The 22,876-nt window shown below is 47.8% G+C and carries 15 protein-coding genes; 10 read left to right on the top strand and 5 right to left on the bottom strand.

Annotated elements, in window-relative coordinates; all coding sequences use genetic code 11:
- Nucleotides 1-299 precede the first annotated feature (299 nt).
- Both NY07_RS15355 and NY07_RS15350 read right to left on the bottom strand, forming a co-directional pair.
- Complete coding sequence (locus NY07_RS15355; RefSeq protein ID WP_235363945.1) at nt 300-4,517, bottom strand: EAL domain-containing protein; 4,218 nt, start codon at nt 4,515-4,517, stop codon at nt 300-302.
- 317 nt (nt 4,518-4,834) lie between these two features.
- Nucleotides 4,835-7,624, bottom strand: a complete 2,790-nt coding sequence (locus tag NY07_RS15350; protein WP_033540236.1) for an insulinase family protein — start codon at nt 7,622-7,624, stop codon at nt 4,835-4,837.
- 210 nt (nt 7,625-7,834) lie between these two features.
- On the opposite strand from NY07_RS15350, the gene sixA reads away from it, so the two are divergent.
- Nucleotides 7,835-8,305 (top strand): phosphohistidine phosphatase SixA, encoded by a 471-nt coding sequence (gene sixA, locus NY07_RS15345; protein ID WP_033540235.1) that lies wholly within the window; start codon nt 7,835-7,837, stop codon nt 8,303-8,305.
- Between the two features lie 70 nt (nt 8,306-8,375).
- On the opposite strand, the gene smrB is transcribed toward sixA, so the two are convergent.
- Complete coding sequence (gene smrB / locus NY07_RS15340) at nt 8,376-8,903, bottom strand: endonuclease SmrB (protein WP_033540234.1); 528 nt, start codon at nt 8,901-8,903, stop codon at nt 8,376-8,378.
- Between the two features lie 79 nt (nt 8,904-8,982).
- On the opposite strand from smrB, the gene prmB reads away from it, so the two are divergent.
- The 6 genes from prmB to NY07_RS15310 all read left to right on the top strand — a co-directional run bounded on the left by prmB (nt 8,983) and on the right by NY07_RS15310 (nt 14,598).
- On the top strand, nt 8,983-9,927 hold the full coding sequence (gene prmB, locus NY07_RS15335; protein WP_033540233.1) for a 50S ribosomal protein L3 N(5)-glutamine methyltransferase: 945 nt from the start codon (nt 8,983-8,985) through the stop codon (nt 9,925-9,927).
- A 271-nt stretch (nt 9,928-10,198) separates the two neighbouring features.
- Nucleotides 10,199-11,293, top strand: a complete 1,095-nt coding sequence (aroC, locus tag NY07_RS15330) for a chorismate synthase (protein ID WP_033540232.1) — start codon at nt 10,199-10,201, stop codon at nt 11,291-11,293.
- A gap of 140 nt (nt 11,294-11,433) precedes the next feature.
- Nucleotides 11,434-12,600: an MFS transporter gene (locus NY07_RS15325; RefSeq protein WP_033540231.1), complete on the top strand. Its 1,167-nt coding sequence runs from the start codon at nt 11,434-11,436 to the stop codon at nt 12,598-12,600.
- A gap of 20 nt (nt 12,601-12,620) precedes the next feature.
- Nucleotides 12,621-13,754 carry an ATP-NAD kinase family protein gene (locus NY07_RS15320; protein ID WP_033540230.1) on the top strand — a complete coding sequence of 378 codons (1,134 nt, stop codon included), beginning with the start codon at nt 12,621-12,623 and terminating at the stop codon, nt 13,752-13,754.
- A 35-nt stretch (nt 13,755-13,789) separates the two neighbouring features.
- Nucleotides 13,790-14,071 carry a YfcL family protein gene (locus NY07_RS15315; protein ID WP_033540229.1) on the top strand — a complete coding sequence of 94 codons (282 nt, stop codon included), beginning with the start codon at nt 13,790-13,792 and terminating at the stop codon, nt 14,069-14,071.
- An 11-nt stretch (nt 14,072-14,082) separates the two neighbouring features.
- Entirely contained in the window at nt 14,083-14,598 is a 516-nt protein-coding gene (locus NY07_RS15310; protein ID WP_033540228.1) for an RNA methyltransferase, read from the top strand.
- A gap of 172 nt (nt 14,599-14,770) precedes the next feature.
- Here NY07_RS15310 and mnmC read toward each other — a convergent pair whose 3' ends face one another.
- Entirely contained in the window at nt 14,771-16,777 is a 2,007-nt protein-coding gene (mnmC, locus tag NY07_RS15305; protein ID WP_052125782.1) for an FAD-dependent 5-carboxymethylaminomethyl-2-thiouridine(34) oxidoreductase MnmC, read from the bottom strand.
- A 133-nt stretch (nt 16,778-16,910) separates the two neighbouring features.
- Here mnmC and fabB point away from each other — a divergent pair, with 133 nt between their 5' ends.
- Nucleotides 16,911-18,122 (top strand): beta-ketoacyl-ACP synthase I, encoded by a 1,212-nt coding sequence (gene fabB, locus NY07_RS15300; RefSeq protein WP_033540226.1) that lies wholly within the window; start codon nt 16,911-16,913, stop codon nt 18,120-18,122.
- A gap of 122 nt (nt 18,123-18,244) precedes the next feature.
- On the opposite strand, the gene NY07_RS15295 is transcribed toward fabB, so the two are convergent.
- On the bottom strand, nt 18,245-18,982 hold the full coding sequence (locus NY07_RS15295) for a YciK family oxidoreductase (protein WP_033540225.1): 738 nt from the start codon (nt 18,980-18,982) through the stop codon (nt 18,245-18,247).
- Nucleotides 18,983-19,242: 260 nt separating this feature from the next.
- Between NY07_RS15295 and NY07_RS15290 the strand changes: the two genes are divergently transcribed.
- Both NY07_RS15290 and sohB read left to right on the top strand, forming a co-directional pair.
- Nucleotides 19,243-21,723 (top strand): VolA/Pla-1 family phospholipase, encoded by a 2,481-nt coding sequence (locus NY07_RS15290; RefSeq protein ID WP_033540241.1) that lies wholly within the window; start codon nt 19,243-19,245, stop codon nt 21,721-21,723.
- 125 nt (nt 21,724-21,848) lie between these two features.
- On the top strand, nt 21,849-22,874 hold the full coding sequence (gene sohB / locus NY07_RS15285; RefSeq protein ID WP_033540224.1) for a protease SohB: 1,026 nt from the start codon (nt 21,849-21,851) through the stop codon (nt 22,872-22,874).
- The last annotated feature ends 2 nt before the right edge of the window (nt 22,875-22,876 follow it).

The following is a 22,876-nucleotide window of genomic DNA, read 5'->3' as shown; positions in this document are numbered from 1 at the left end:
TCAGTGAACTTGATGTTCGGGATGCTAGCTACTTGAGATTCGGCGAATTTGATATTGGGTATACTTGCGAACTCATTATCGATGCTATTCACAGCAGAACATGTAAGGGTAAAAGCGATGGCAGTAACTAGTCCGTTAATCATTGTCTTAATCTCTCAGTGTTGTTGAAGTTCAGTGTCAAATATTTGTTCACTGTTGGTTTCTGAGAGATATGTTGCAGATGTTATGCCAATTTTTAAATGTTCTCCTTTTTTAGTTAAATTTCATCTGTGATTGGCTAAATTTTTGCAATTTAAACATTAGGCATTTTTGTGGCTGGATACCGGGCTATAGCTAAAAACTTCTTGCTTTAGCAGCTCAGTAAAGCAGGTTTCATCGACAGCCTTGCTATAGATAAAGCCCTGAATTTCTTCACACTTTAAAGCTTTGAGTATATTTAGTTGAGATGCTTCTTCGACCCCTTCACCGACAACAGAGAGTCCCATGTTGTGGGCTATGGTAATGATAGAGTCGACCATTTTCAGATCTCTGTCAGATTTATCTATGTCGTCAACAAAGGCCTTATCGATTTTAAGGGTGTCGATAGGGAAGCGCTTTAAATATGACAGTGATGAATATCCGGTGCCGAAATCGTCTAACGCTAGGCTGACGCCCATTTTAGAGAGTTGCATCATAACTTTTATCGCCTTTTCTGGCTGTTTTATGACGGTTCCTTCGGTAATTTCCAGCTCAAGGTTGGCAGCTGGGAGCTGAGTTAGACGTAAAATTGACTCTATTCGCTGTTGTAGGTCCGGAAGTGCGAATTGTTGTGATGATAAATTGACAGCAACCCGGCCGTTGAACAACTTTTGACGGCGCCAATTTTGCGCAGCAAAGCAGGCTTTACGTAATACTACTTCGCCGATTTCGACGATAAGCCCGTTTTCCTCAGCCAGAGGAATAAATTCGCCAGGGGAGATCAGGCCATGCTTGGGGTGATTTAGTCTGACGAGAGCTTCCATACCAGCCATCTTGCTACTTCTAAGGTCAATCTTAGGTTGGTAGTAGACTTCGAAGAGATCGTCTCTTAAACCTTCACGGATCAGGTTCTCTACTTCAAGTTGACGTATTGCATTGCGGTTCAGAGATTCTGAATAGAACTGGTAGCGATTGCCGCCAGCCGATTTTGCATGATACATGGCGATGTCAGCTTTACGCAGCAAGGCCTGTTCATTCTGATCGTCTTCTGGGTAAAGAACGATACCTATACTCACACCGACGACGACTCTATCTTTTGTCAGTTCAAATGGGCTGGAAAAGGCGTCAACCACATGATTGGCTATGACAGCGCTGGAACCAATATCTGGGTTATTGTCGACGAGTATGGCAAACTCATCGCCGCCCAGACGATAGATGCTGGTGTGGTAGGGGACTGTTGACTCGATGCGCCTTGCTACTTTAATTAGGAGTTCATCACCGACCTGATGGCCTAAGGAGTCGTTAATCTTCTTGAAGTTATCTAAGTCCAAGACCATTAGGGTGTGGTGGGTATCTTTTTTAACTAAGTTCCCTAGGGTCACCATTAAGCTTGAACGGTTAGGTAAACTGGTCAGCAGGTCATTGTTGGTGAGCTTTCTTAGCTCTTCTTCTTGCTGTTTACGACGAGAGATATCGGAGAACACGCCTACATAATGAGAGAGTACTCCCTGTTCGTCGTAGATAGCGTCGACCGTTAGTTCCATTAGGAAGCTGCTTCCATCCCCCCTGGAGGATTCAACCTCGTTACTCCAGCTACCTTGCTGTTGCAGAATATGTCGAATTTGTTCTGAGTAGCTCTCGGGATATAGGTCAAACTGAAAGAGTTCGCCGATAAAGTCATTGCGGCCTTTTTCACAGAGATCACAACAGGCTTCGTTGACCTCAACAAACTTAAATTTATTGTCTAAGATGAACATGCCTTCTGAAATATTTTCGATGGCGCGCTCAAACAGCCTTAGTTGCTCTTCTGCCTGTTTGAAATTACTAATGTTTTTGATGGTACCTGTCATACGCAGGGCTTTATCATTTTCATCACGCTCAACGATTTTTGCCCTATCCAATATCCAGATCCATTGGTCATCTTTGCCTTTGACGCGATAGGCGGCTTCAAAGTGATCAGTTTCGCCATAGAAATGTTTGTTGAGCGCGGTATTGACTCGCTCTTGGTCCATGGGATGGATGTTACTTTCTTCACCTGCTTCACCGGAGCGTTGACCATCTCGCGGAAATTCGAGAGAGCCCCAGATATTAGAGCGATAAATTTGACCTGTTTCGATATCCCAGTCCCACATTTCGTCGCCGCTACCCCACAGAGATAGCTTTAACCGCTCTTCTGATTTGGCGATTTGTCGCTGTACCTCTCGTCTTCTCAGCGCTGCTTTAACAATCGCGCCTGTGATCAGTAGTGTAATCAGTAGATAGACAAGCTTAGCTTGAATTGACAGCCACCAAGGAGGTGTTATTTCGACTAACAGACTTCTAATATCGCCAGCTCTTTTTGTTAAAGGCTCGATGGCATACACGTTGAAAGTGTATTCACCCGGAGATAGATTAGTATAAGTCGCTGAGTTAGTTCCTTGTGATTCGATCCATGAATTGGAAAGTCCGCTCATCTGGTATTTATAGTCTACATCATTAAACGGTGTATCAGGGCTATTAAAAGTAATGCTGAATGGGTAGTCTGAGTATTTTAGCTTTATTTTTTCTGTTAATGATAGAGGTTTACTTAAGACTTTTCCGTTAATGTTTTCTGGTAAGTTAAATATTAATAGCTTGTCTAGGTTTGCAGCAGGTGCTGGAATTGATTTTATTAGCGTTTTTAGTTCTTTTATGGATATTTTGCTTAATCCAGCCATCCCCCCTAAGTATAAGTTATAATTATCTGATAGTGCCGACTGAGCATTGTACTCATCTTGGCTGCCGTATTTTTCTGTTAAAATAAATCTTTTTTTATTAACTATGTCTATTACAGCCACTTCCTTGATTGAGGCAGCGAACAATAAATTATCAATGATGTTTAATGAGAAAACAGGTTTCTTATTATTATAAATCGTTTCTATAGCACCTTTACTTTTGTTGTAACTTTTTACTGAGTTGCTAGTTCCAAAAAATATTTCATCTTTAGAGTTGCTCAAACTAACTACAAAATTATTTTTGTAAAGATTGGTTACTATGCCGTTCGTAACTTTATGTAATCCACCTTGGGTGGCGATGTAAGTTTCATTCTCATCTATAAGAATGTCAAATACAGGATTTCCTTTGTCTATAGGAGTTTCTTGGTACGACAGCGTTTCTAAATCTATTGTTATTAGGCTTCCTGATGCTGTACCTGCTAGGATTTTATCTTTGCTAGCGTTGAATTTTATTATGAATACGCTTTCTTCATTTATTTTTATAGGCTTCCCTGTATTTAAGCTTATGCTGAAAATACCATGTTCACTTCCTATGTATAAGGACTCATCTTTAATTACTACTGATTTTGGCCCTTCAATATTGCTGTTTACTTCTAATTTATTTTCAAATTCTGAATCATAAATATAAATAATTGGTGAGTCCGTGCTTAATGCAACTCTATCTTTAGTATCTTTGAATATAGACCATACATTTCCTAAGTTTTTTTCTAAATCGACTTGAGCTATAGTATTTAAGTGTTTTGGGATTACCTCAAAACCTGAGTTTTTAATTGCCACATAAATATTATCTTTCCCATGGTAAATAGCATTGATATTGGTTGCCTCTATTTTTCCTAATTTTTTTTCACCTGCATATATTTCGCTATTGTTATTTAATGTGGTGCTTTTTGAATTTTTACTAATGGCGAGCTTGATAACTTCATCATTGACTTTAGATAGAGAGTTTTCAGTTTTTATAAATGTGCCTTGATCTGTGTATACGAAAAACTTTTTATTGGTAATGGAAAAGTCATTAGATTGCGTGGCAATTAATTCACCTTTGTTTATGTTTAGTATTTTCCCATCATACTCTCTTATGTAATGTTCATTGTTGAATTTTAAAGTTTTCTTTATGCCATTAAACTTTCCCGTGAACGTATTTATGATATTAAGTTTATTGTCTATAATTAAAATATTTTCATTAGTAGCTATTGCGTAATTATTATCAATTTTACTAATTGACCAGACAGCCTTTTCTCCAACTTCATTTAAGGATGGGATTTTTTTAAAAGAATCTTTTACTTGATCATAAAGGACTAAACCTCTGTCTGTTCCTATTAACAAATGGTTTTCAGTTTGAATTAAGCTGCGAATAAAGGAACTCGGTAACCCAGAGGTTTCATCAGAAAAATAATGTTTGAAGTTTTTTCCGTCAAATCGGTTTAGCCCATTGACTGTACCTATCCAAATATGACCACTTTTTCCTTCCTCAACGGAAGTAACGTCAATTTGAGATAAGCCGTCAGGGATACTATATGCCTTACTTTTTAACAGTATTGACGTGTTCTCTCCAACGGCAAAAACATAGCCGGAGACGGTCAGGGCCATTAGCAGTGAAAGTAGAAATCGAGATAAGAATGTAGGCATAATTATTAGTCTGATTATTAGCCATTAATGCATAGGCAACAGTTATTTAACCTACTTTATTCAGAAACAGGGGGATTTGTCAAAAGAACACTGAATTTTCTTGTTTGTAAATTACTCTCATTTTCATTGCCACTTAGTGTTTTATGCTGCTCAATTGGTTGTTTGCCATCTTAGTTGTTTCTAAAGCGGTCTGGGTTAGTGGTTTGCTCGGTATCTCGTTGATAAGTTATTTCTGTCAATGTCAGGCAAAAGGCCCTTCCTCGGGCCTCAGAAGAGAGTTAGTAGTTAAACTTTGCCGCGCGTTGCTTAAAGCTTCTTAGATCGGTGATCATATTGTCAGACGTTAACTGTTCTTGATTCCTGTGTTGGTCGCCTGTTGTAAACAGGATCAAGCGGTCACCATGTTTGGTTCGCATCTTCTGCATCATAAATTTGATCAGATCGGAGCGGGTCAGCTCAGCAATCTGCTCAGCAACCAATTCTCTTTGATTAAATTCATAATCTTTATTACCTATGCTCGACCAGTACCTTTGACCTCGGGTCTTTAGATTGGAGTCATGCTCCATTATCTGATTGATAAGGCCCTGTTTAGTGAGCTCCCACTGATCGTTGGTTATTTGCATTACGGCGTAATTAAAGTCGGCAATGAACTCATCTATCGCCTCGAGTAACTTAAGAGGGCCTGCGGTGGGCGATTGTATATAGAAGATCATGCCCGGATAACGATTTAGTGGCAGGTAACCTGTGCCCACCATGTAGCCTAATTGGCGTTTGGTTCTCAGCTCATGGAAGAAGGTCGACGACATGGTGTGATTTAATAGACTAAACAGAGCCATTTTTAATGGCGTTGTCTGTGAAGATTGGTAATACACTATGATACTGCTGTCTTGATGGTTAACACTCACTTCGCGCATCAAGGTGCCGACATTCTCGAGTTTGATCAACTCGCGTTCTGATTCGCCGCTAGGGGTCGATACTAACGAGAGTACATGGTCCAGTCGTTTACCTAGTGCCTGGGCCTCTTCGGTAAGCCAATCACCGTAGACGAGTCCTTCGAGATGAATCTTCTCGTAAAATGCGCGCACATGATTATGCAGATCATCTAAGGTGATATCTTCAAGCTCTTCGGCCATACGCTGCGGTTCATAACTGCGTTTTTGCAGGGTAACAGTCAAGCTGGTAAAGAGCTGCGAGATGGGTTTGGCACGGCTTTGGTTAATCCAGTTGCGTAAGATCTGTTTCTTGATCTGCTTAAATCTTTCTTGGGTAAAGTTACGCTCTCTGGCCTTGTTGATGAGTAGAGATAACAGAGCCTCCTGTTTGCCCGTTAAGCCGGTAAGATGCAGTGTGATGCCCCCTTGGTGAGGGTAGATGTTGTAACTCAGCCCTGCGACCTCGGCGGGATAGGTAAACTCGGTAAGGTAGTCGAGCAGCATTTCAACATACAGCCGGGTTAGGGCGGCATGCTTTGGCGTGGCGGCAGCTTGGTGGGAGTCTAACGACAGATACATATGCCCCTTAGGCACATTAAACTCATCATCTTTTCTGTGCCAGATGCGGTAACCCGCTTCCTGACAGACGATAACTGGTACTGGGTGATCGCTCTTGTCTTCTCTGGCAATCGAGTCTTCGATAATGAAGGGATTCGCCTCTGGTAACTTGAGGGATTCTCTGATCTCTGGGTCACGCCAGGATACTAACCTTTCGCTGGCGATCGGCTTCATCTGATAGGGGGAGTGATACCAGGCCGCCTGTTTCTCTGTGTCCAGATCTGGCGAGATGAGCTGTATACGTAGGTTGTCAGGACTCATTAAATCCAGCAGCTCTTTCACCTGGCTCACATCTAATCCATCCATGCGGTAGTCGCCGTAGATTAGATCGGCCACCTGATAGTGATGCATATTGATGCTGAGGTGACTGGCCAGATCAAGAGGTTTTATCTGCTCCTGATATTTAAAGGCGAGCTTAAGTAAATTAGCTCTCTCCTGATAACGCCACGCCTCCATGCCTTGGGTTTTAATTAATTTCAGATATTCAAAGCTTGCCTGTATCACATCATCGAGCTGTTGCAGCCCTTTTTCGGTGAGCTGAATGCTGATGTTATAGTCTTTAAAGTTGTAGCCGTTGACGCCGCCGCCGGCCGAGAGATTGATGGCCAGTCCCTGTTCTTTCAGGTGACTCAGTAAGCTTCCTTTACCTTCATAGCCCAATAGGTGGCTGATAAAGGTCAGCGGCTTTCGCTGATAAAAGCGGTCGATGGCGGGAAGGGGAAAGGTAATGGCTACGCGCCTTTGCTCTTTGAGCGGAACTATATTGATCTGCTGCTGTAGCTGCGCCGGCTCATAAATCGCCACGTCAGGATACTGCTTAATCAAGTGACGATTCTTTATCGGTGCAAAATAGGTGTCGGCCAGTTGGTTCAATTCATCAAGTGATAGCGGCGCTACCAGACAGAGGGTCATCAGGTTAGCGCTGTAATGGGATTGATAGAAATCCAGTAATTCCTGGCGTAGTGTCGCTTCACTGCCCGCCAAGGTTTTGAGATTGCCAACCGAAAACTTTGAGAAAGGATGAGCCGGATTAACTGTCTCCTTTTGAACCTGATAGGTACGGCGAATATCGTCTTTCAGCTTGAGGCTAAATTCAGATTCAATGGCATGGCGTTCTCTGTCGACCAGCTCTAGGTCAAAGCAGGGGGCGATAAAAAATTGGCTAAAACGATCCAGTGACTCTTCAAACACCTCGGCATCGATAGAGAAGAAAAAGTTGGTTTGCTCAGTACCCGTCCAGGCATTGTTGCTGCCGCCATGTTGATTAATAAAGGCGTGATACTCACCTGAGTTAGGGTATTTTTCTGTGCCTAAAAACAACATATGCTCAAGAAAGTGCGCCATGCCAGGACGTGAAGCCGGATCATCGAAATGGCCGACGTTGACCGCCATCGATGCGGCGGCTTGTTGTGCCTGCAAGTCTTCCACTAAAAGTACCCGCAGCCCGTTAGCTAGTTGCACATATTGGTACTGGCGATGATCGTTGGGGCTCTTAGTGATTGGCGTCGAAGTGGGCAATGGCTGACTCCATCCTTTTGCTGGACAAATGTATGATATTCATCGGGGTTTAGGTCGTTAAAGCAGTAGCCTACATATTGGGCTTCAAAAATGACTTTGGCAAATATCTTATCCGTTATTCGACTAATTAATAACAGACTTAAGGTTTGTTGCGCAGCACTTTAACGCTACAATTCATAGTAGAACAAGAATAATCATAGCGAGAGTAGTATGAAGCTATATTTGATGCGACATGGCGAGGCGGGTTATCACGCACACTCAGATAGAGAGCGTGTGCTGACTGAGATCGGCCGCTATCAAACCGAATTGATGAGTAACTGGCTGGTCCGTGATGTAACCGAGTTCGATCTCGTGCTGGTGAGTCCCTATCTGCGTGCGCAGCAAACATGGCAGGAAGTGAGTAAGCACTTCCCCGAGCCCCGAAAGTGGTTGGTGCTGGATGAATTAACGCCTTCGGCCGAGCCGACCATGGCAGCCGATCTGACCTTGGCTTATGCCGAACAATACAAGGCTGACAATGTGTTAGTGATTGCCCACATGCCGCTGTTGGGCTATATGGTTAGCGAGTTGGTGCCGGGCATTGAGCCGCCTTTGTTTGCGACCTCTGGGGTGACCTTAATCGACAGACATGGCGAGCGAGGTTCGCTAAGCTGGCAGCATACCCCCCATACGGTGAGCTAGCCAGATAGCTATATAAATACAAAAAGGACGCCTCGGCGTCCTTTTTGCTGTCCTAATGAAAGAGGGTTAATTACTCCCAAGAGGGAAACTCGCTGACCTCGACCAAGACCAACAAGGCGGCATCGCCACCCCATTCTTTTGGCGCTTTATGGAAGGCTTTAACTTGAGGGTGTTGCGCCAGCCACATTGGAATGTTCTGTTTTAATATGCCGGTGCCATGACCATGCATCACGCAGCAACATTGGCTGTGCTGTTTGACGCAGGCTTGAATCAAGGCCGCAAGTTCTAGCTTGGCTTCAGTTTGACGCATGCCGTGCAGATCCAGTAACAGATCGGGCTGATAGTCACCGCGTCTGAGCCGCTTAAGCTCATGGCTGTCGACATCTTCTCTTGACCAGCGCATCGCGCCTTCTAAGGGGAGCAGGGGCTGATAGGTATCGGAGAAGTAGCTGTCGGCATGCAGCTGAGTGGTGGCGAACTCCAGCTCTCGCTTGGGCTTTTGCGGCGCAGCAAAATGCCGCTTATCTTGTTTAAGCGGTTTTATTCCTTGAGTTAGCGCCGAAAAAAGCGCCAACTCATCATCTTTTTCTCTATTCATGGGGCTATTTTATTGAATCCGATGCCATATGAATAGAGTTCAGTTACAATGAGTCGGAACTATCTAGCGGGAGCAAGTTTTGGATAAGATTTTTGTTGATGAAGCCGTGACGGAATTACGTACAATCGGCGATATGTTGCGTTGGGCGGTTAGCCGTTTTAACGATGCTAATATCTATTATGGTCACGGTACCGATAATGCCTGGGATGAGGCGATAGCCCTAGTGTTCCATGCTTTGCACCTGCCAGAGGAGATTGGCCAGCAGGTGATCCACAGTAATCTGACCAGCAGCGAAAAGCATAAGATTGTTGAGCTCATCATTCGCCGTGTACGCGAGCGTTTACCAGTGCCATATCTGACAAATCGTGCTTTTTTCGCCGGTTTGGAATTTTATGTCGATGACAGAGTGCTGGTGCCGCGTTCACCCATTGCCGAGATGATTGCCAACCGCTTTAGCCCTTGGCTCTATAATAAGCCGGTGAATCGTATCTTAGATCTCTGCACCGGCAGTGCCTGTATCGCTATCGCCTGCGCCTATGAGTTTGAAGAAGCAGAAGTTGATGCTATCGACATCAGCAGCGATGCGCTGGAAGTGGCGCAGATTAACATCGAATCTCTCGGTGTGATGGACAGGGTATTCCCTATCGAGTCTGATATGTTTGCCGCTATCCCTAGAGCTCCTCAGTATGATCTGATTGTCTCCAACCCTCCTTATGTTGACGCCGAAGATATTGGTGATATGCCTGATGAATATCATCATGAGCCTGAGTTGGGGTTAGCCTCTGGACGTGATGGTCTGGATCTCACTAAGCGCATTCTTGCTAATGCCGCCGACTACCTGACCCAAGAGGGCTTGTTGGTCGTTGAGGTGGGCAACTCTATGGTGCATCTCATCGAGCAGTTCCCTGAGGTGCCCTTCACCTGGGTGAATTTCGAACATGGCGGTGACGGTGTGTTTGTGCTCACACGAGATCAGCTTGTTGAAAATGAATCACTTTTCGCCATCTACAAAGATAGTGAATAATAGTGGGAAGGGCTTAGTCGCATATGACTAAGCCGATTTAATACCAATCACGGTAAGTAAGAGAACAGAAATAGCGCAGGAATAACGTTCCAGAACAAGGCAGGATTTTTCGATAAGTAGTTATTCTACAATCAAAAATAGTAACGCCGTAATCGGACGTTTTAACAAGCTAGAATGATCCGCTATTTACTACGATTGGTATAAGAATATAGCCAGTGGCAAGTTTAGGTTATGCTGGAGTCAACTAATCAAGTAGAGGTGAAGTAAGCACATGTCGGGTAACAGTATCGGTCAAAATTTTGTGGTAACGACTTTTGGCGAGAGCCATGGTAAAGCCTTAGGTTGTATTATTGATGGCTGCCCTCCGGGTCTGGCGATCGATGAAGCCGATATGCAGCACGATCTCGACAGACGCCGTCCAGGCACCTCGCGCTATACCACAGCTAGACGCGAGCCGGATCAGGTTAAAATCCTCTCTGGCGTGTTTGAAGGGCAAACCACTGGTACCTCTATTGGTTTAGTGATCGAGAATACCGATCAACGCAGCCAAGATTACTCCAACATTAAAGATCAGTTCCGTCCGGGACATGCCGATTACACCTATCAGCAAAAATATGGCCTAAGGGATTATCGTGGTGGTGGACGCTCATCGGCGCGGGAAACCGCCATGCGAGTGGCTGCCGGTGCGGTGGCAAAGAAGTACCTTAAGCAGGTACACGGTATCGAGATTAGAGGCTATCTGTCTCAGCTCGGTCCTATTTGTGCCGAGACCCTGGATTTTGAACAGATCGAACAAAATGCCTTTTTCTTCCCCGATGCCAGCAAGCTAGAGCAGCTTGATGAGTATATGCGTGAGCTGAAAAAGAGCGGTGACTCGATTGGTGCCAAGGTCTCAGTGGTGGCCACTAATGTGCCTGTGGGGCTTGGGGAGCCGGTATTTGATCGTCTCGATGCCGATATCGCTCATGCTCTGATGGGGATCAATGCAGTAAAAGGTGTAGAGATTGGTGATGGCTTTGCCGTGGTGAATCAAAAAGGTTCTGAGCATAGGGATCTGATGTCGCCTGAAGGCTTTGCCTCTAATCATGCTGGCGGCATCCTTGGCGGCATCTCCTCTGGGCAGCCGATAGTGGCGCATATCGCCATGAAGCCGACTTCTAGCATCAGCGTGCCAGGCGAGAGTATGACAGTGCAGGGTGAACCTGCCGAGGTAGTCACCAAGGGACGCCACGACCCCTGTGTGGGGATCCGCGCCGTGCCGATTGCCGAGGCGATGTTGGCCATAGTCCTAATGGATCACCTGTTAAGACACAGGGCGCAGAACCAAGATGTGCATAGCATTACACCCATATTGGGCATGAAGTAGTCCACAGTAATAGTGAAAGTCAGAAGGCACATTAATGTGCCTTCTTTTGTTCGAGACTTACCGACCGGTGATCTCGCGTAGTAGCAACATCAACCCCAGAAGGTCTGTGGGGAGAAACACTCTAGGAATAGCCTTACACCATGTCGCAGGCAGAATCACAGCAACAACTTCATTGGATCAGCGCGTGTTACTTTTTCTTTTTCGCGATTCTTGGTGTCTTGGTGCCTTATCTCGGTGTCTTTTTCGAGCATAGGGGCTTTGAGCCGCAGCAGATAGGTTTTTTGCTGGCGATTTTAATGGCAACGCGCATCATAGCGCCTAATATTTGGGCCGTGGTCGCCGACAAGACGGGAATGCGCGGTCAACTGGTGAAGATGGGCGCGGCTTGCTCTGCGGTGACCTTTTTAAGCTTCTTCTATCAGGGGGGCTTTCTCTATCTGGCTATCAGCCTCAGCATCTACACCTTTTTCTGGAATGCCATATTGGCGCAGCTTGAGGTGATCACCTTAGAAACCTTAGGTGAAAATACCGGTGGCTATGGCAAAATTCGCAGTTTCGGTAGTCTGGGTTATCTGGTTTTTGTGGTGAGCGTCGGCTTTGCCATTAGCCATTTTGGTACCGAGATTTTGCCCTTTGTGGGATTAGGCTTGTTCCTGGGCCTACTTGGTTGCTCATTGTCTTTGCCCAGTACTCGAGTGCGGGTCGATAAAACGCTGACTGCGCCGCCGCTGAAAATTGATGCCGGGATCTTCTGGTTTCTGGTGTCAGCCTTACTGTTACAGATGAGCGCTGGGCCATTTTATGGTTTCTTCGTGCTCTATTTGAAACAGGTCGGTTATAGCGAATCGATCGCAGGGATCTACGTCGCCCTTGGGGTACTGGCCGAAATTGTGATGTTTATGTTTGCCCCAAGACTGCTTGGCCGTTACGGGGTTAGTGCTTTGCTGGTGGTCTCTATCGGTCTGACCGCCGTTCGCTGGTTGCTGATGGCCTTTTGTGCCAGTAGCATGGTGTGGCTCGGCGTTAGCCAGTTGCTTCATGCTTTTACTTTTGGCCTGGTGCACGCGGCGTCGATTCAATTTGTGCATCAAAGATTTGATGTCAGGCACCGTAGCAAGGGGCAGGCGTTATACGCCAGCTTGAGTTTCGGTGTCGGCGGTGCGCTGGGCACCTGGTTGTGTGGCTTCATCTGGGGAGATGGTTCACAGGCTTGGTTGAGCTGGTTAGTGGCTGCGGTGTGCGCGGTGCTGGCGATGCTCGCTGTATTTCTCATCCCAGCACAAGCTAGTAGTAGCCAAAAACAATAAGAAATAACAAGGATATAGCCATGAAACAGACATTTCGCCTCGGTGTGATCATTAACCCTCTAGCGGGCTTGGGAGGCAGTGTGGCGCTAAAGGGGAGTGATGGTGTTGCCCAGGAGGCGCTGGCTCGCGGCGCCGAGCCCAAGGCACATCTGAGAATGGCACAGGCACTGAAGGTGATCTTACCCTACCAAGATAAGATTACAGTCGTGACGGCCTCTGGCGCCATGGGCGCCGATCTTGTTAGTCAGATGGGATTTGCTCATCAGGTAGTTTATCAGGTGGGGGAGACAACGGCTGCGGGCGATACCCAAGCTGCAGCTAAAGCGCTGCAGGCCGCGGGAGTCGATCTCTTGCTGTTTGCTGGTGGCGATGGCACGGCGCGGGATCTGTTTGAGGTGATTATTGATACCCAACCTGTGCTTGGCGTGCCGGCTGGGGTGAAAATTCATTCTGGCGTTTATGGAATCACCCCCCATGCATCGGGCATGGTGGTCAAACAGTTACTTGATGGCGCATTGGTAAGTTTGATGACCGCCGATGTTATGGATATTGATGAGGCCGCCTTTCGTCAAGGCGTGGTTAAGGCGCGCCGATTTGGCGAGATGCAGGTACCTGCCGAGCCGCGTTACATTCAGGCGGTTAAGATGGGCGGCAAAGAGGTCGACGAGTTGGTGTTGGCCGATATTGCTGCCGAGGCCGTTGAGCAGATAGAAGATGGGCTTGCCATCATGGGCTCTGGCAGTACTGTCGCTGCCGTGATGGAAGAACTCGGGTTAGACAACACCCTGCTAGGGGTGGATCTGGTTGAGAATGGCGAGCTGGTTGCCAGCGATTTAAGTGCTCAGGCGCTAGTTGAACTGACGGCGAATCGTCCATGCAAGCTGGTGATCACCTTGATTGGCGGTCAGGGTCATATTCTCGGGCGTGGCAATCAACAATTGTCGCCAGCCTTGATCCGTCAGGTCGGCAGAGAAAATATTATCATTCTGGCGACAAAAACTAAGCTAAAAGCACTTGAAGGGCGCCCCTTAATTGTGGATAGTGGCGACCCAGAGTTAGACAGTGAATTATGTGGTTATTATAAAGTCGTGACCGGCTACCACGATTATGTGATGTATCAGGTGGCCAACCCAGATCTGGTGAGTGCCACTTGATTAACCGATACAAGCAGATTTCGATTGGAGAAGTAATGTTAGAGCAGTATGAGCAAGCATTAGATGAGTGGATCGCGACCAAGGTGGCAGGCGGCGATGATGATCAACTCTTTGCCAGCGGTTATCTACAAGGCCATGTTGCCGTAGTCTTATCTGAGCTTGAGCAGGAGTCTGTGCAAGACCTTCAGGCACTGGAAGCTAAAATGCAGGTTTGTCTTGAGACCGCCAAGTCAGAGCTTGAACCTGCCGATCACGCCTTAGTGGTGAATGCCTGGACTGAGCTGCACGAGCAGATCTCTCAAGGCCTAAACGCCTAAAGATAGCTGACATGAGCCAGGTGATCATTGGGCTGCAAAATCCCAAGAGCCCGACCAACGTGGGTGGAGTGATGCGCGCCGCCGGTTGTTATCGTGCCGATGAGGTGCGCTATACGGGTAAACGTTACGCTTTAGCGGCGCACCACAGAGGCGAGCAGTACAATACCGACACCAAGCGGGTGAGTCAGCATATTCCTCTTATGGGGGTTGAATCTTTGCTTGACGGGCTCGATGACGACACTCAGGTGATTTGTGTTGACCTGGTTGAGGGGGCCACGCCGCTACCGGCATTTCGGCATCCCGCTAAGGCCATCTACCTGTTTGGTCCCGAGGACGGCACGTTAGATCAAGCGCTTATCGATCGAGCCGATAGCGTGGTCTATGTGCCTACGGTTGGCTGTATGAATTTGGCCTCATCGGTCAATGTGCTGCTCTATGACAGATTGGCGAAGGCCGAGCATGTCACGGGTGATGAGTTGATCCGTAGCAGCCGGGATACTAATAATCGGGTTAAAGTCAAAGCTTAATAGTAAAGCAAAAACGCAAAGGTGAATTAGCTTAGGTAAGAGTTATCTACCGCAGTTCACAGCTAGCTTATAGACGGTTTGCCAAGAAGAAACGCCGACTCAATGAGTCGGCGTTTTGACAAGTTAGCTATAGTACTATCTTCAATTCAAGCCGCAGCCATATCAGAACGCCCTAAAGCGCCTTACCTTTTAGTAATTTTCTCATCCACATACGGTTGGGGTTGAGCATGGTAAGAATATCGATATTGGCGGGTAGCAGTTCGCCACACAGCTGAGCCGCTAAAATTTCTGCTGCCAGTGGACCAGAAGTTAAGCCGCGAGAGCCCAGTCCTCCGAGCACAAACAGGCCTTGATATACGGGCGCGGGATTACTGCGCCAATATTTGATGCTTTCTTTGGTGTGCTGATGCTGCTGATAAGCGCTGGCTATCGCGTCAAAGTCTGGCGCGCAGCCCATCATGGGAGCGTGATCTCGGGTGACCATGCGTACACCAACGCGGGCGCTATGGCCTGAGATATCAACATCTTGAGTCCAGTTAGCCTTATAGCTAGTACGGATCTTATCCAGATTCTCCAGCTGCTCCGTTGGGCTGTAGGCCAGATTATCGGGATCTTTGACATAGCTCGCCCCTGTGCAGTGCAGTTTGTCATGGGCCGGAGTGAGGTAGCCATGAGAGCAGAGTACCGTCTTGAGGGCTGTCAGTTCTCCTCTGGATGGGATGTGGCTGACCTGGCCGCGAAAACCGCTAATTGGTAGCTGGGTCGTTTGGGAAAAGTCGGTCAGGTGGCGGCCATTAGCCAGCACTAAGTTAGCAAAGGGACCATATTCGGCCTGCTTTCCTGCATGCTCAGTACTTAGATACCAATGCCCCTGGTCATATCGTATGTCGGTCACCTTGCATTGATAATGACAGGTTTGTTTACCGAGTTTTTCCGCCTGGGCCAAGGCGGCGCGGGTCAGGGCCTGAGGGGATACCCAGCCGCCTAAGGGATAGTAGATCCCCTGATGGTTGATCGCTATCCCGGCGAGTGATTTGGCTTTTTCGGCATCGACAGCTTGTGCGATTGACTCGGCCCAAGGCTGGGCCCTGATGATTTTTTCAAGCCTTTGCTGGCTACGTTGATCATGGCCGGTTTGCAAGACGCCGCAAAAATCATGGGGGATATCATGCCCCGCCTCGATAAGCTGCAAGATACGCTGACGGCTGAAGAGGTAGCCTTGTAAAAAATAGTGGCTCAGGCTGCCATGCTCCGGCGTGAGCAGTGGATAGATGGCCCCTTGTTTGTTACCTGAGGCCTGTTGCCCCGGCGCCTCGTCCATACAAAAGAAAGTCAGGCTTTTGCCGCGTTCCGAGAGCGACAGGGCAAGACTGGCTCCGGCAACACCGCCCCCGATAATCGCCGTTTCGCCTTCGCATCCTGCATGAAGCGGATTATAGTGAAGGCTGTCGCTTAGCTGACGACGTAGTGCACGGCGTTCCTGCTGAGCAATATCCAGCGCTTGGTTGCTGGGGACAGATTTAATCGTCACACACTGGTCATCTTTGGTTGCTAAATTGAGTTCACAGAGCTGAAATCCAGCCTTGTTAGCCGCCTGTGACAGTGGTCCAATCCCTGAGTCGGACTCTTTTTCCCTCGTCTCACTGAAGGTAAAAAGCGGGGCTGATGGGCAGCTTAAGCGTGCGAGTTGCCAGATGAGTGGCTCAGGGGCTTGGCATATCGCCTCATCGGTATCCAACAACCAGGCATGCACGGCTTTATCGGGATCTTTGGCGCTGATCTGCGCCTTGAGCTGCTCAAGTGCGGTGCCCAGATGAAGATCGATAATCAGTTTACCGTCAGCAAGCGTGAGGCGGTGACACCCTGATATGTGGGCAGAGGCGATATCCTTAAGGTGTTGGTTTGTCGCGCCGGGCAGTTGTGAATTTGCCGCTATCTGAGCTAATGTTTGAGCATCAGCTTTGGTATATAGCTGCAGTTGGTAGCGCTTATTCTGAGACGTTACCTTAAAATACAAGAGCGACAATAAAGTGGACAGCCATTGGCCACCTTTAGTGGTGACTACACCGATCACTTGCTGCGGGGCATCCAGTGTAATTGTCGATAAATGGCTTAAAAATGAGTTCAATGTACGCTTGTCGTCAATAATTTGTGCGTTATCCGGGTGTTCGGTAGTCAATGAATTTACTCTCAACGGGATATTAGGCATTATTTTACCTACCTTTATGGAAAGCTGACCACTTAAATGCAGTAAAAGCGATACTATTGGCGCAGCAAAATTGGTACTAAACGTACGGAATGGATAGTTAATAATGAAAAGAGTCGTGATCACCGGCCTTGGCATAGTGTCAAGTATCGGTAATAACAAGCAAGAAGTCACCGAGTCACTTAAAGCGGGTCGCAGTGGTATTACCCACTCAGATCAGTTTGAAGAAATGAAGCTTCGTAGCCATGTTTGGGGCGACATTAAGTTAGACCCTAAAGAACATATCGACCGTAAAGCACTGCGCTTTATGGGTGATGCTGCTGCATATGCTTACATTGCCATGGAGCAAGCGATAGCTGACGCAGGACTCACTGAAGAACAGTATTCAAATCACCGTGTAGGTATCATTGCCGGTACTGGTGGCGCCTCATCGCAGAACCAGGTGCAAGCTGCCGATACCCTGCGTGAAAAAGGCGTTAAGCGCGTTGGTCCTTATATTGTGCCTCGTATCATGTCGAGCACAGCCAGTGCCTGTTTGGCGACGCCATTCAAAATTAAAGGCATGAATTATTCTATCAGTTCTGCTTGTGCTACCAGTGCCCACTGTATTGGCCACGCGGTTGAGTTGATTCAAATGGGTAAGCAAGACATGGTCTTCGCCGGTGGTGCGGAAGAGGTGGATTGGACCCTGACTATGGGCTTCGATGCCATGGGCGCCCTGTCGACTAAATACAACGATTGTCCTGAGAAAGCTTCTCGTACCTATGATGCGGACCGTGATGGTTTCGTTATCTCTGGTGGTGGCGGTATCGTGGTTGTTGAAGAGCTTGAGCATGCACTTGCTCGCGGCGCTAAGATCTATGCCGAAGTCATTGGTTATGGAGCGTCTTCAGATGGCTATGACATGGTTGCACCATCGGGCGAAGGTGCGGTGCGTTGTATGAAGATGGCGCTTGCCGATGTTGATACGCCAATCGATTACATCAACACTCACGGTACTTCTACACCTGTTGGCGATATGCGTGAGCTAGAAGCCTTGGCCGAAACCTTTGGTGACAATCTGCCAGCTATCGCGTCAACCAAGTCTCTGACTGGCCACGCGTTAGGCGCGGCGGGTGTGCATGAGGCTATCTACAGCCTGATCATGATGGAGAATAGCTTCATCGCGCCAAGTATCAATATCGATAATCTCGATGAGAAGGCCGCAGGTATGCCTATCGTCACTGAATATCGTGATGCCGAGCTCAACACTATCATGAGCAACAGCTTCGGTTTTGGTGGCACAAACGCTACTTTGGTTATGCGCAAATACAAGTAATTGCTTAGAGGCTATTAAAGCGATTATTAAAAAAGGGAAGCTGATGCTTCCCTTTTTTGTGCCTGGTGTTTTAGTTAGTTAACGCCAAGATCTCTATGCCATCAAGGTTAGCGACTCTAACCTTACTGGGCGTTGAACTGCTGGCCTGTGACGCTTGTAGCATCATCACCCATAAGGTAGAGATAGGTGGCCATTATCTCTTCTGGGGTCTTTAAATCTTGTGGGTTTTCGGCTGGGTAGGCATTGGCGCGCATCTTAGTACGGGTGGCACCAGGATTGATGGTGTTGGCGCGTAGGTTGCTGCCCTCATATTCATGGGCAATACACTGCATCATGCCTTCGGTGGCAAATTTAGAGATGGCATACTCACCCCAGAAGGCACGGCCCTGACGGCCGACACTGCTAGAGGTAAAGATGATTGATGCCGAAGGGGCCTTTTTCAAGACTGGTAACAGGGCTTTGGTCATCATGATCTCGGCAACCAGATTGACCTGAAGCACCTCGTTTACCGAATCCATTGAGATATGTTCGAAGGGGCCAAGGACGCCCAGTAAACTGGCGTTATGTAATAGACCGTCTAGGTGACCAAACTGCTGTTCGATCGTCTCAGCCATATCTTGGTAATTTTGCTCAGTAGCACCTTTGAGATCTAACGGTACGATAGCCGGGGTAGGGTAGCCCGCCTGTTCTATCTCGTCATAGACGGCTTCGAGCTTCTTGACTGTTTTGCCCAGTAAGATCACTGTGGCACCATGTTCTGCATAGGCCAGTGCAGCGGCGCGGCCAATACCATCTCCAGCACCCGTGACCAGAATCGTTTTATCTTTTAGTAAATCTTTTGCTGCCTGATATTCCAACATGAGTCGATTTTTCCTGTAAGCGGAATTCCCCGCCATTTCTATGATTTATTCGAGCCTGAAACGTATGTTTTAAACAAATGATTAATTAACTAGCACTAATCTGTTGTTTGTGTGTGACAAAATTGTAGCTAACTCAATAATTTTACGTTAACTTGGCTAGCGTTAGGGACTGAAAAAGTCTCATTGGTCACTCAAGGAAGACTATTGTGACCAATTTTTGGGGAAAACAAAATTATTACAACAAGATTTGGGGAAAAAAGATGAAAAGACTCTTTTTGGGTGTCGCAATTGCATCCGCATTGGGAATGGCTGGTTGTAGCGAAGACAGTGTTGATCAGCTCAAAGATAAGACCGAGCCACTGATCCCTCTGTCGCATATGGTATTCGATCCCGCGAACAGCAAGGTACCATTACCCAACGATCTACTTTTTAGCGGTACGACCGACGGAACACTGACCATGCCGGGTGAAAAAGCCGATGGTAGCAGTGACTATACCGACCCTCAGATGGCCCTAGGCGCGCTCGATGGTTGGTCGACCACCTCTCCGATCTCTATTTCTGTCGCACCTGCGATGGACCATGATGGAACTCAGCTGACTCTTGCCGCTGCATCTGTCGCGCAACCTGGTGCTGTGCGCATGTTCGAAGCCACTGTCGGCGGCCCTCTGTCAACTGATCCCGAATGTCAGGCTGCAATGTCTGTTTCTGCGTGTAAGATTGGTGACGAGCTACAATTTGGTGTCGACTTTGTGGCAACGGCCTCGGGTAATACTATTGCCATAGTGCCACTTAAGCCGCTTAAGGCTGGACAGTCTTACGTGTATGCCACCACAGATCTTATCCAAGACTCGGCCGGGCGTCCTATTGCGCCTTCGACCACCTATGGTCTATTAAAAATGGATATTGAGACTAAGCCTCTGGAAACTCCAGAGCAGCTGATGCTGCAAGGCCTAGTTAATAGCTATGAAAAGGGCATGGCTGCGGCCCACGGCGTCGATAGCTCAACCATCAGCTATTCAGGCCTGTTTACGACGCAGGCGATCAGCGATGTCTATGAGACAACCAAACTGCTGATGCTGCAAGAGGGGACGCCATTTGCACCGTCAATGACAGTGCCTCAGCCGCATCCCTTAGGGATCACCGTTGCCCAAGCCGCAGGCTTAACGCCTACGGACGGCGTGGCGTATGTGGTTTCTAGCCTGGCCGATGTTTATGTTGCCGAGCTGACACTGCCGACCTATGGCAGCTGCAGTTCGTCCATGTGTAGCGGTATCAATGGTAACTGGCATGCGCTGGGCGATAGCCCGGTAGCCGTGCTGTTAGCTCTGCAATCTGGTGCCTTGAGTCAACAAAATTTCGGTGCCCAAGCTGTCGCTCACGGTATTGACCCTTCTGCGGCTCTGGCTAATCCAGCATTGTTAGCGGGTAAGAGTTGGTTACTCGACGATGGTACGCCAGCGGACAAGGCCAAGCATCTGACTAAGTTCAATCCAATTCCTGCGCCAACGGGCAGTGAGACTGTGCCTGTCTTGATCTCTATGCCAAATGCTGAGCGTTTAGCCCAGTTTTATGCCTCTCAAGGGCTTCCCTTTACGCCGCCAACAGCCGGCTGGCCGACGACTATGGCCATGCATGGTCTAGGTGGTGGTAAAGAGATGTCGCTAGCCTATGCCGGTAGCTACGCGGCCATGGGGGTTGCGACGATTGCTATCGATATGCCACTGCACGGGGCTCGCTCTTTCGATGCCAACGGTGATGGTGTCTACGAGGTGTCGGCAACCGATCCTGCATTTGGCGCCTTTGTGGGTAACCCTGAAGCCTTTAAGAATGGTAATCCGTTAGTCTTTATAAACCTTGAAAGCACCTTGTCTGTGCGTGATAACTTCAGACAGGCGACCGTGGATCATTTAGGCCTGCGTGCTGCATTGACCGGTCTTGCCGGTGGTCTTGCAGCAGCCCAGATGCCACAGATGTTCGATATTACCAAGATCAGCGCTCAAGGACTTAGCCTGGGGGCTATCGTAGGAACTGACTTTGCAGCCTATGCTAACTCAGGTTTGACGCATCCTGCTAATGGCGCCGATTTAAGCTATGTGCATAAGTTGAATGCCGTATCTCTGGTTGCCCCAACGGGCGGCTTCGCGGGGACTTTCATCGGTTCGGAAACCTTTGGCCCACTTTTATTTGCGAATGTTTCTGCCAGCGATACCTTCAAGGCGTTGGTTGATGAAGCTAATGTTGCGGGTTATGAGCCAGGTACACCGGAATATATGGCGCTGGTAGAGGCTGTGTATGCTCAGTTCTTGCCAACATTTGCCTTCGCAGTGCAGACGGCAGTTGATGGGGCAGATCCAATTAACCATGCAGCGGGGTTAAAAGCGACAGGCTTACCGGTTCATTTAATTGAAGTGGTGGGTGACGGTAGTAACTTACCTGATCAAGTCTTGCCAAACTATGTTGAAAAGTTCCCTGTGTCAGGTACCGAGCCGCTTATCGCAAACTTAGGCCTTGAGTGTATCGATACCACAACAGTGGGGGCTGGTGCCGTGCGCTTTAGCAAAGGTCATCATAGCTCGCTGATAAGCCCAAGCGAAGTGCCAGGTGTGACAGATGGTAGCGCCGCGGCTGCGACGGTTGAGATGCAGCAGCAGGTCGCCGCCTTTGCGTTGACGGCCGGTAAGGGTGACGCCACTGTTTTGGTTCAGGATGATTCAGTCATTCAACCTTGCGGCGCAAACTAAGCGTATTATTCAATAAGTGAAAAACCCAGCTATTGCTGGGTTTTTTTATGGCTGGATTTGTTATTGCACTCAGTGCTGTTAGAATAGCGCCCAGATTTTTTAAGGCCTTATCACGGAGCTTAATTTTGGAATTTTTGTATGAGTACGGACTCTTTCTAGCGAAAGCCGTCACCATAGTGGTAGCGATAGTCGCGGTTGTTGTTCTGGTGTTGGCGTCGGCAGTGAAGCAGAAGGCCGATAAGGGTGAGCTTAAGCTGACTAATGTGACCGATGAGCTTAAGTCGCTAAAGCACGACTTGAAAGAGGAGTTGCTGAGTAAGAAGCAGTTCAAGGCTTACGAAAAAGCCCTTAAGGCGGAAGAGAAAGCTAAAGAAAAAGCCGAGAAGAGCGATGCACGCAGCTCGCCACGGGTCTTTGTGCTGGATTTCAAAGGCAGTATCGATGCCAGTGAAGTGGCCTCATTGCGTGAAGAGATTAGCGCCGTGCTGGCGGTGGCCGAGAAAGGCGATGAAGTCGTGGTGAACGTCGAAAGCGGCGGTGGTATGGTCCATGGCTATGGCTTGGCAGCAAGTCAGCTTGACAGGCTACGTAACGCTGAAATTCCACTGACTATCTGCGTTGATAAAGTGGCGGCAAGCGGTGGCTATATGATGGCCTGTGTTGCGAACAAAATTTACGCAGCACCTTTTGCGATTGTTGGCTCAATTGGTGTGGTCGCGCAGATCCCAAACTTCAATCGTCTGCTTAAAAAACATGATATCGATTATGAGCAGCATACGGCCGGTGACTTTAAACGCACTCTGACCCTGTTTGGTGAAAACACAGATGAGGGACGGGAGAAGTTTCAGCAGGAACTTGAAGAGACCCATGTACTGTTTAAGGCCTTTATTAGCAAGTATCGTCCCGAATTGGATATTGCCAAGGTGGCAACCGGCGAACATTGGTATGGTCAACAGGCGCTGGATTTAGGCCTAATTGATGCGCTCTCTACCAGTGACGATGTGGTGATGAAGCTGGCTCAAGAAAAAACTGTGATTAAGGTACGTTGTCAGATAAAGAAAAAGATCGCCGACAAGATAGCTCATAGCGCCTCTTTGGCGGTCAATGCGGTGTTTGATCGCTTGGCGGAAAAGAATCAACCTCTGAGCTAAGA

It is taken from the genome of Shewanella sp. ECSMB14101, assembly GCF_000773485.1.
GTDB lineage: Bacteria > Pseudomonadota > Gammaproteobacteria > Enterobacterales > Shewanellaceae > Shewanella > Shewanella marisflavi.
Note: the sequence above shows the minus strand (reverse complement) of the source record. Positions and strands in the feature narration are given on the sequence as shown.

Coding starts and splice junctions, on each gene's coding strand:
- NY07_RS15355 (WP_235363945.1), bottom strand. CDS start 4,517: ATGGCCCTGACCGTCTCCGGCTATGTTTTTGCCGTTGGAGAGAACACG.
- sixA (WP_033540235.1), top strand. CDS start 7,835: ATGAAGCTATATTTGATGCGACATGGCGAGGCGGGTTATCACGCACAC.
- smrB (WP_033540234.1), bottom strand. CDS start 8,903: ATGAATAGAGAAAAAGATGATGAGTTGGCGCTTTTTTCGGCGCTAACT.
- aroC (WP_033540232.1), top strand. CDS start 10,199: ATGTCGGGTAACAGTATCGGTCAAAATTTTGTGGTAACGACTTTTGGC.
- NY07_RS15325 (WP_033540231.1), top strand. CDS start 11,434: ATGTCGCAGGCAGAATCACAGCAACAACTTCATTGGATCAGCGCGTGT.
- NY07_RS15320 (WP_033540230.1), top strand. CDS start 12,621: ATGAAACAGACATTTCGCCTCGGTGTGATCATTAACCCTCTAGCGGGC.
- NY07_RS15315 (WP_033540229.1), top strand. CDS start 13,790: ATGTTAGAGCAGTATGAGCAAGCATTAGATGAGTGGATCGCGACCAAG.
- NY07_RS15310 (WP_033540228.1), top strand. CDS start 14,083: ATGAGCCAGGTGATCATTGGGCTGCAAAATCCCAAGAGCCCGACCAAC.
- fabB (WP_033540226.1), top strand. CDS start 16,911: ATGAAAAGAGTCGTGATCACCGGCCTTGGCATAGTGTCAAGTATCGGT.
- NY07_RS15295 (WP_033540225.1), bottom strand. CDS start 18,982: ATGTTGGAATATCAGGCAGCAAAAGATTTACTAAAAGATAAAACGATT.
- NY07_RS15290 (WP_033540241.1), top strand. CDS start 19,243: ATGAAAAGACTCTTTTTGGGTGTCGCAATTGCATCCGCATTGGGAATG.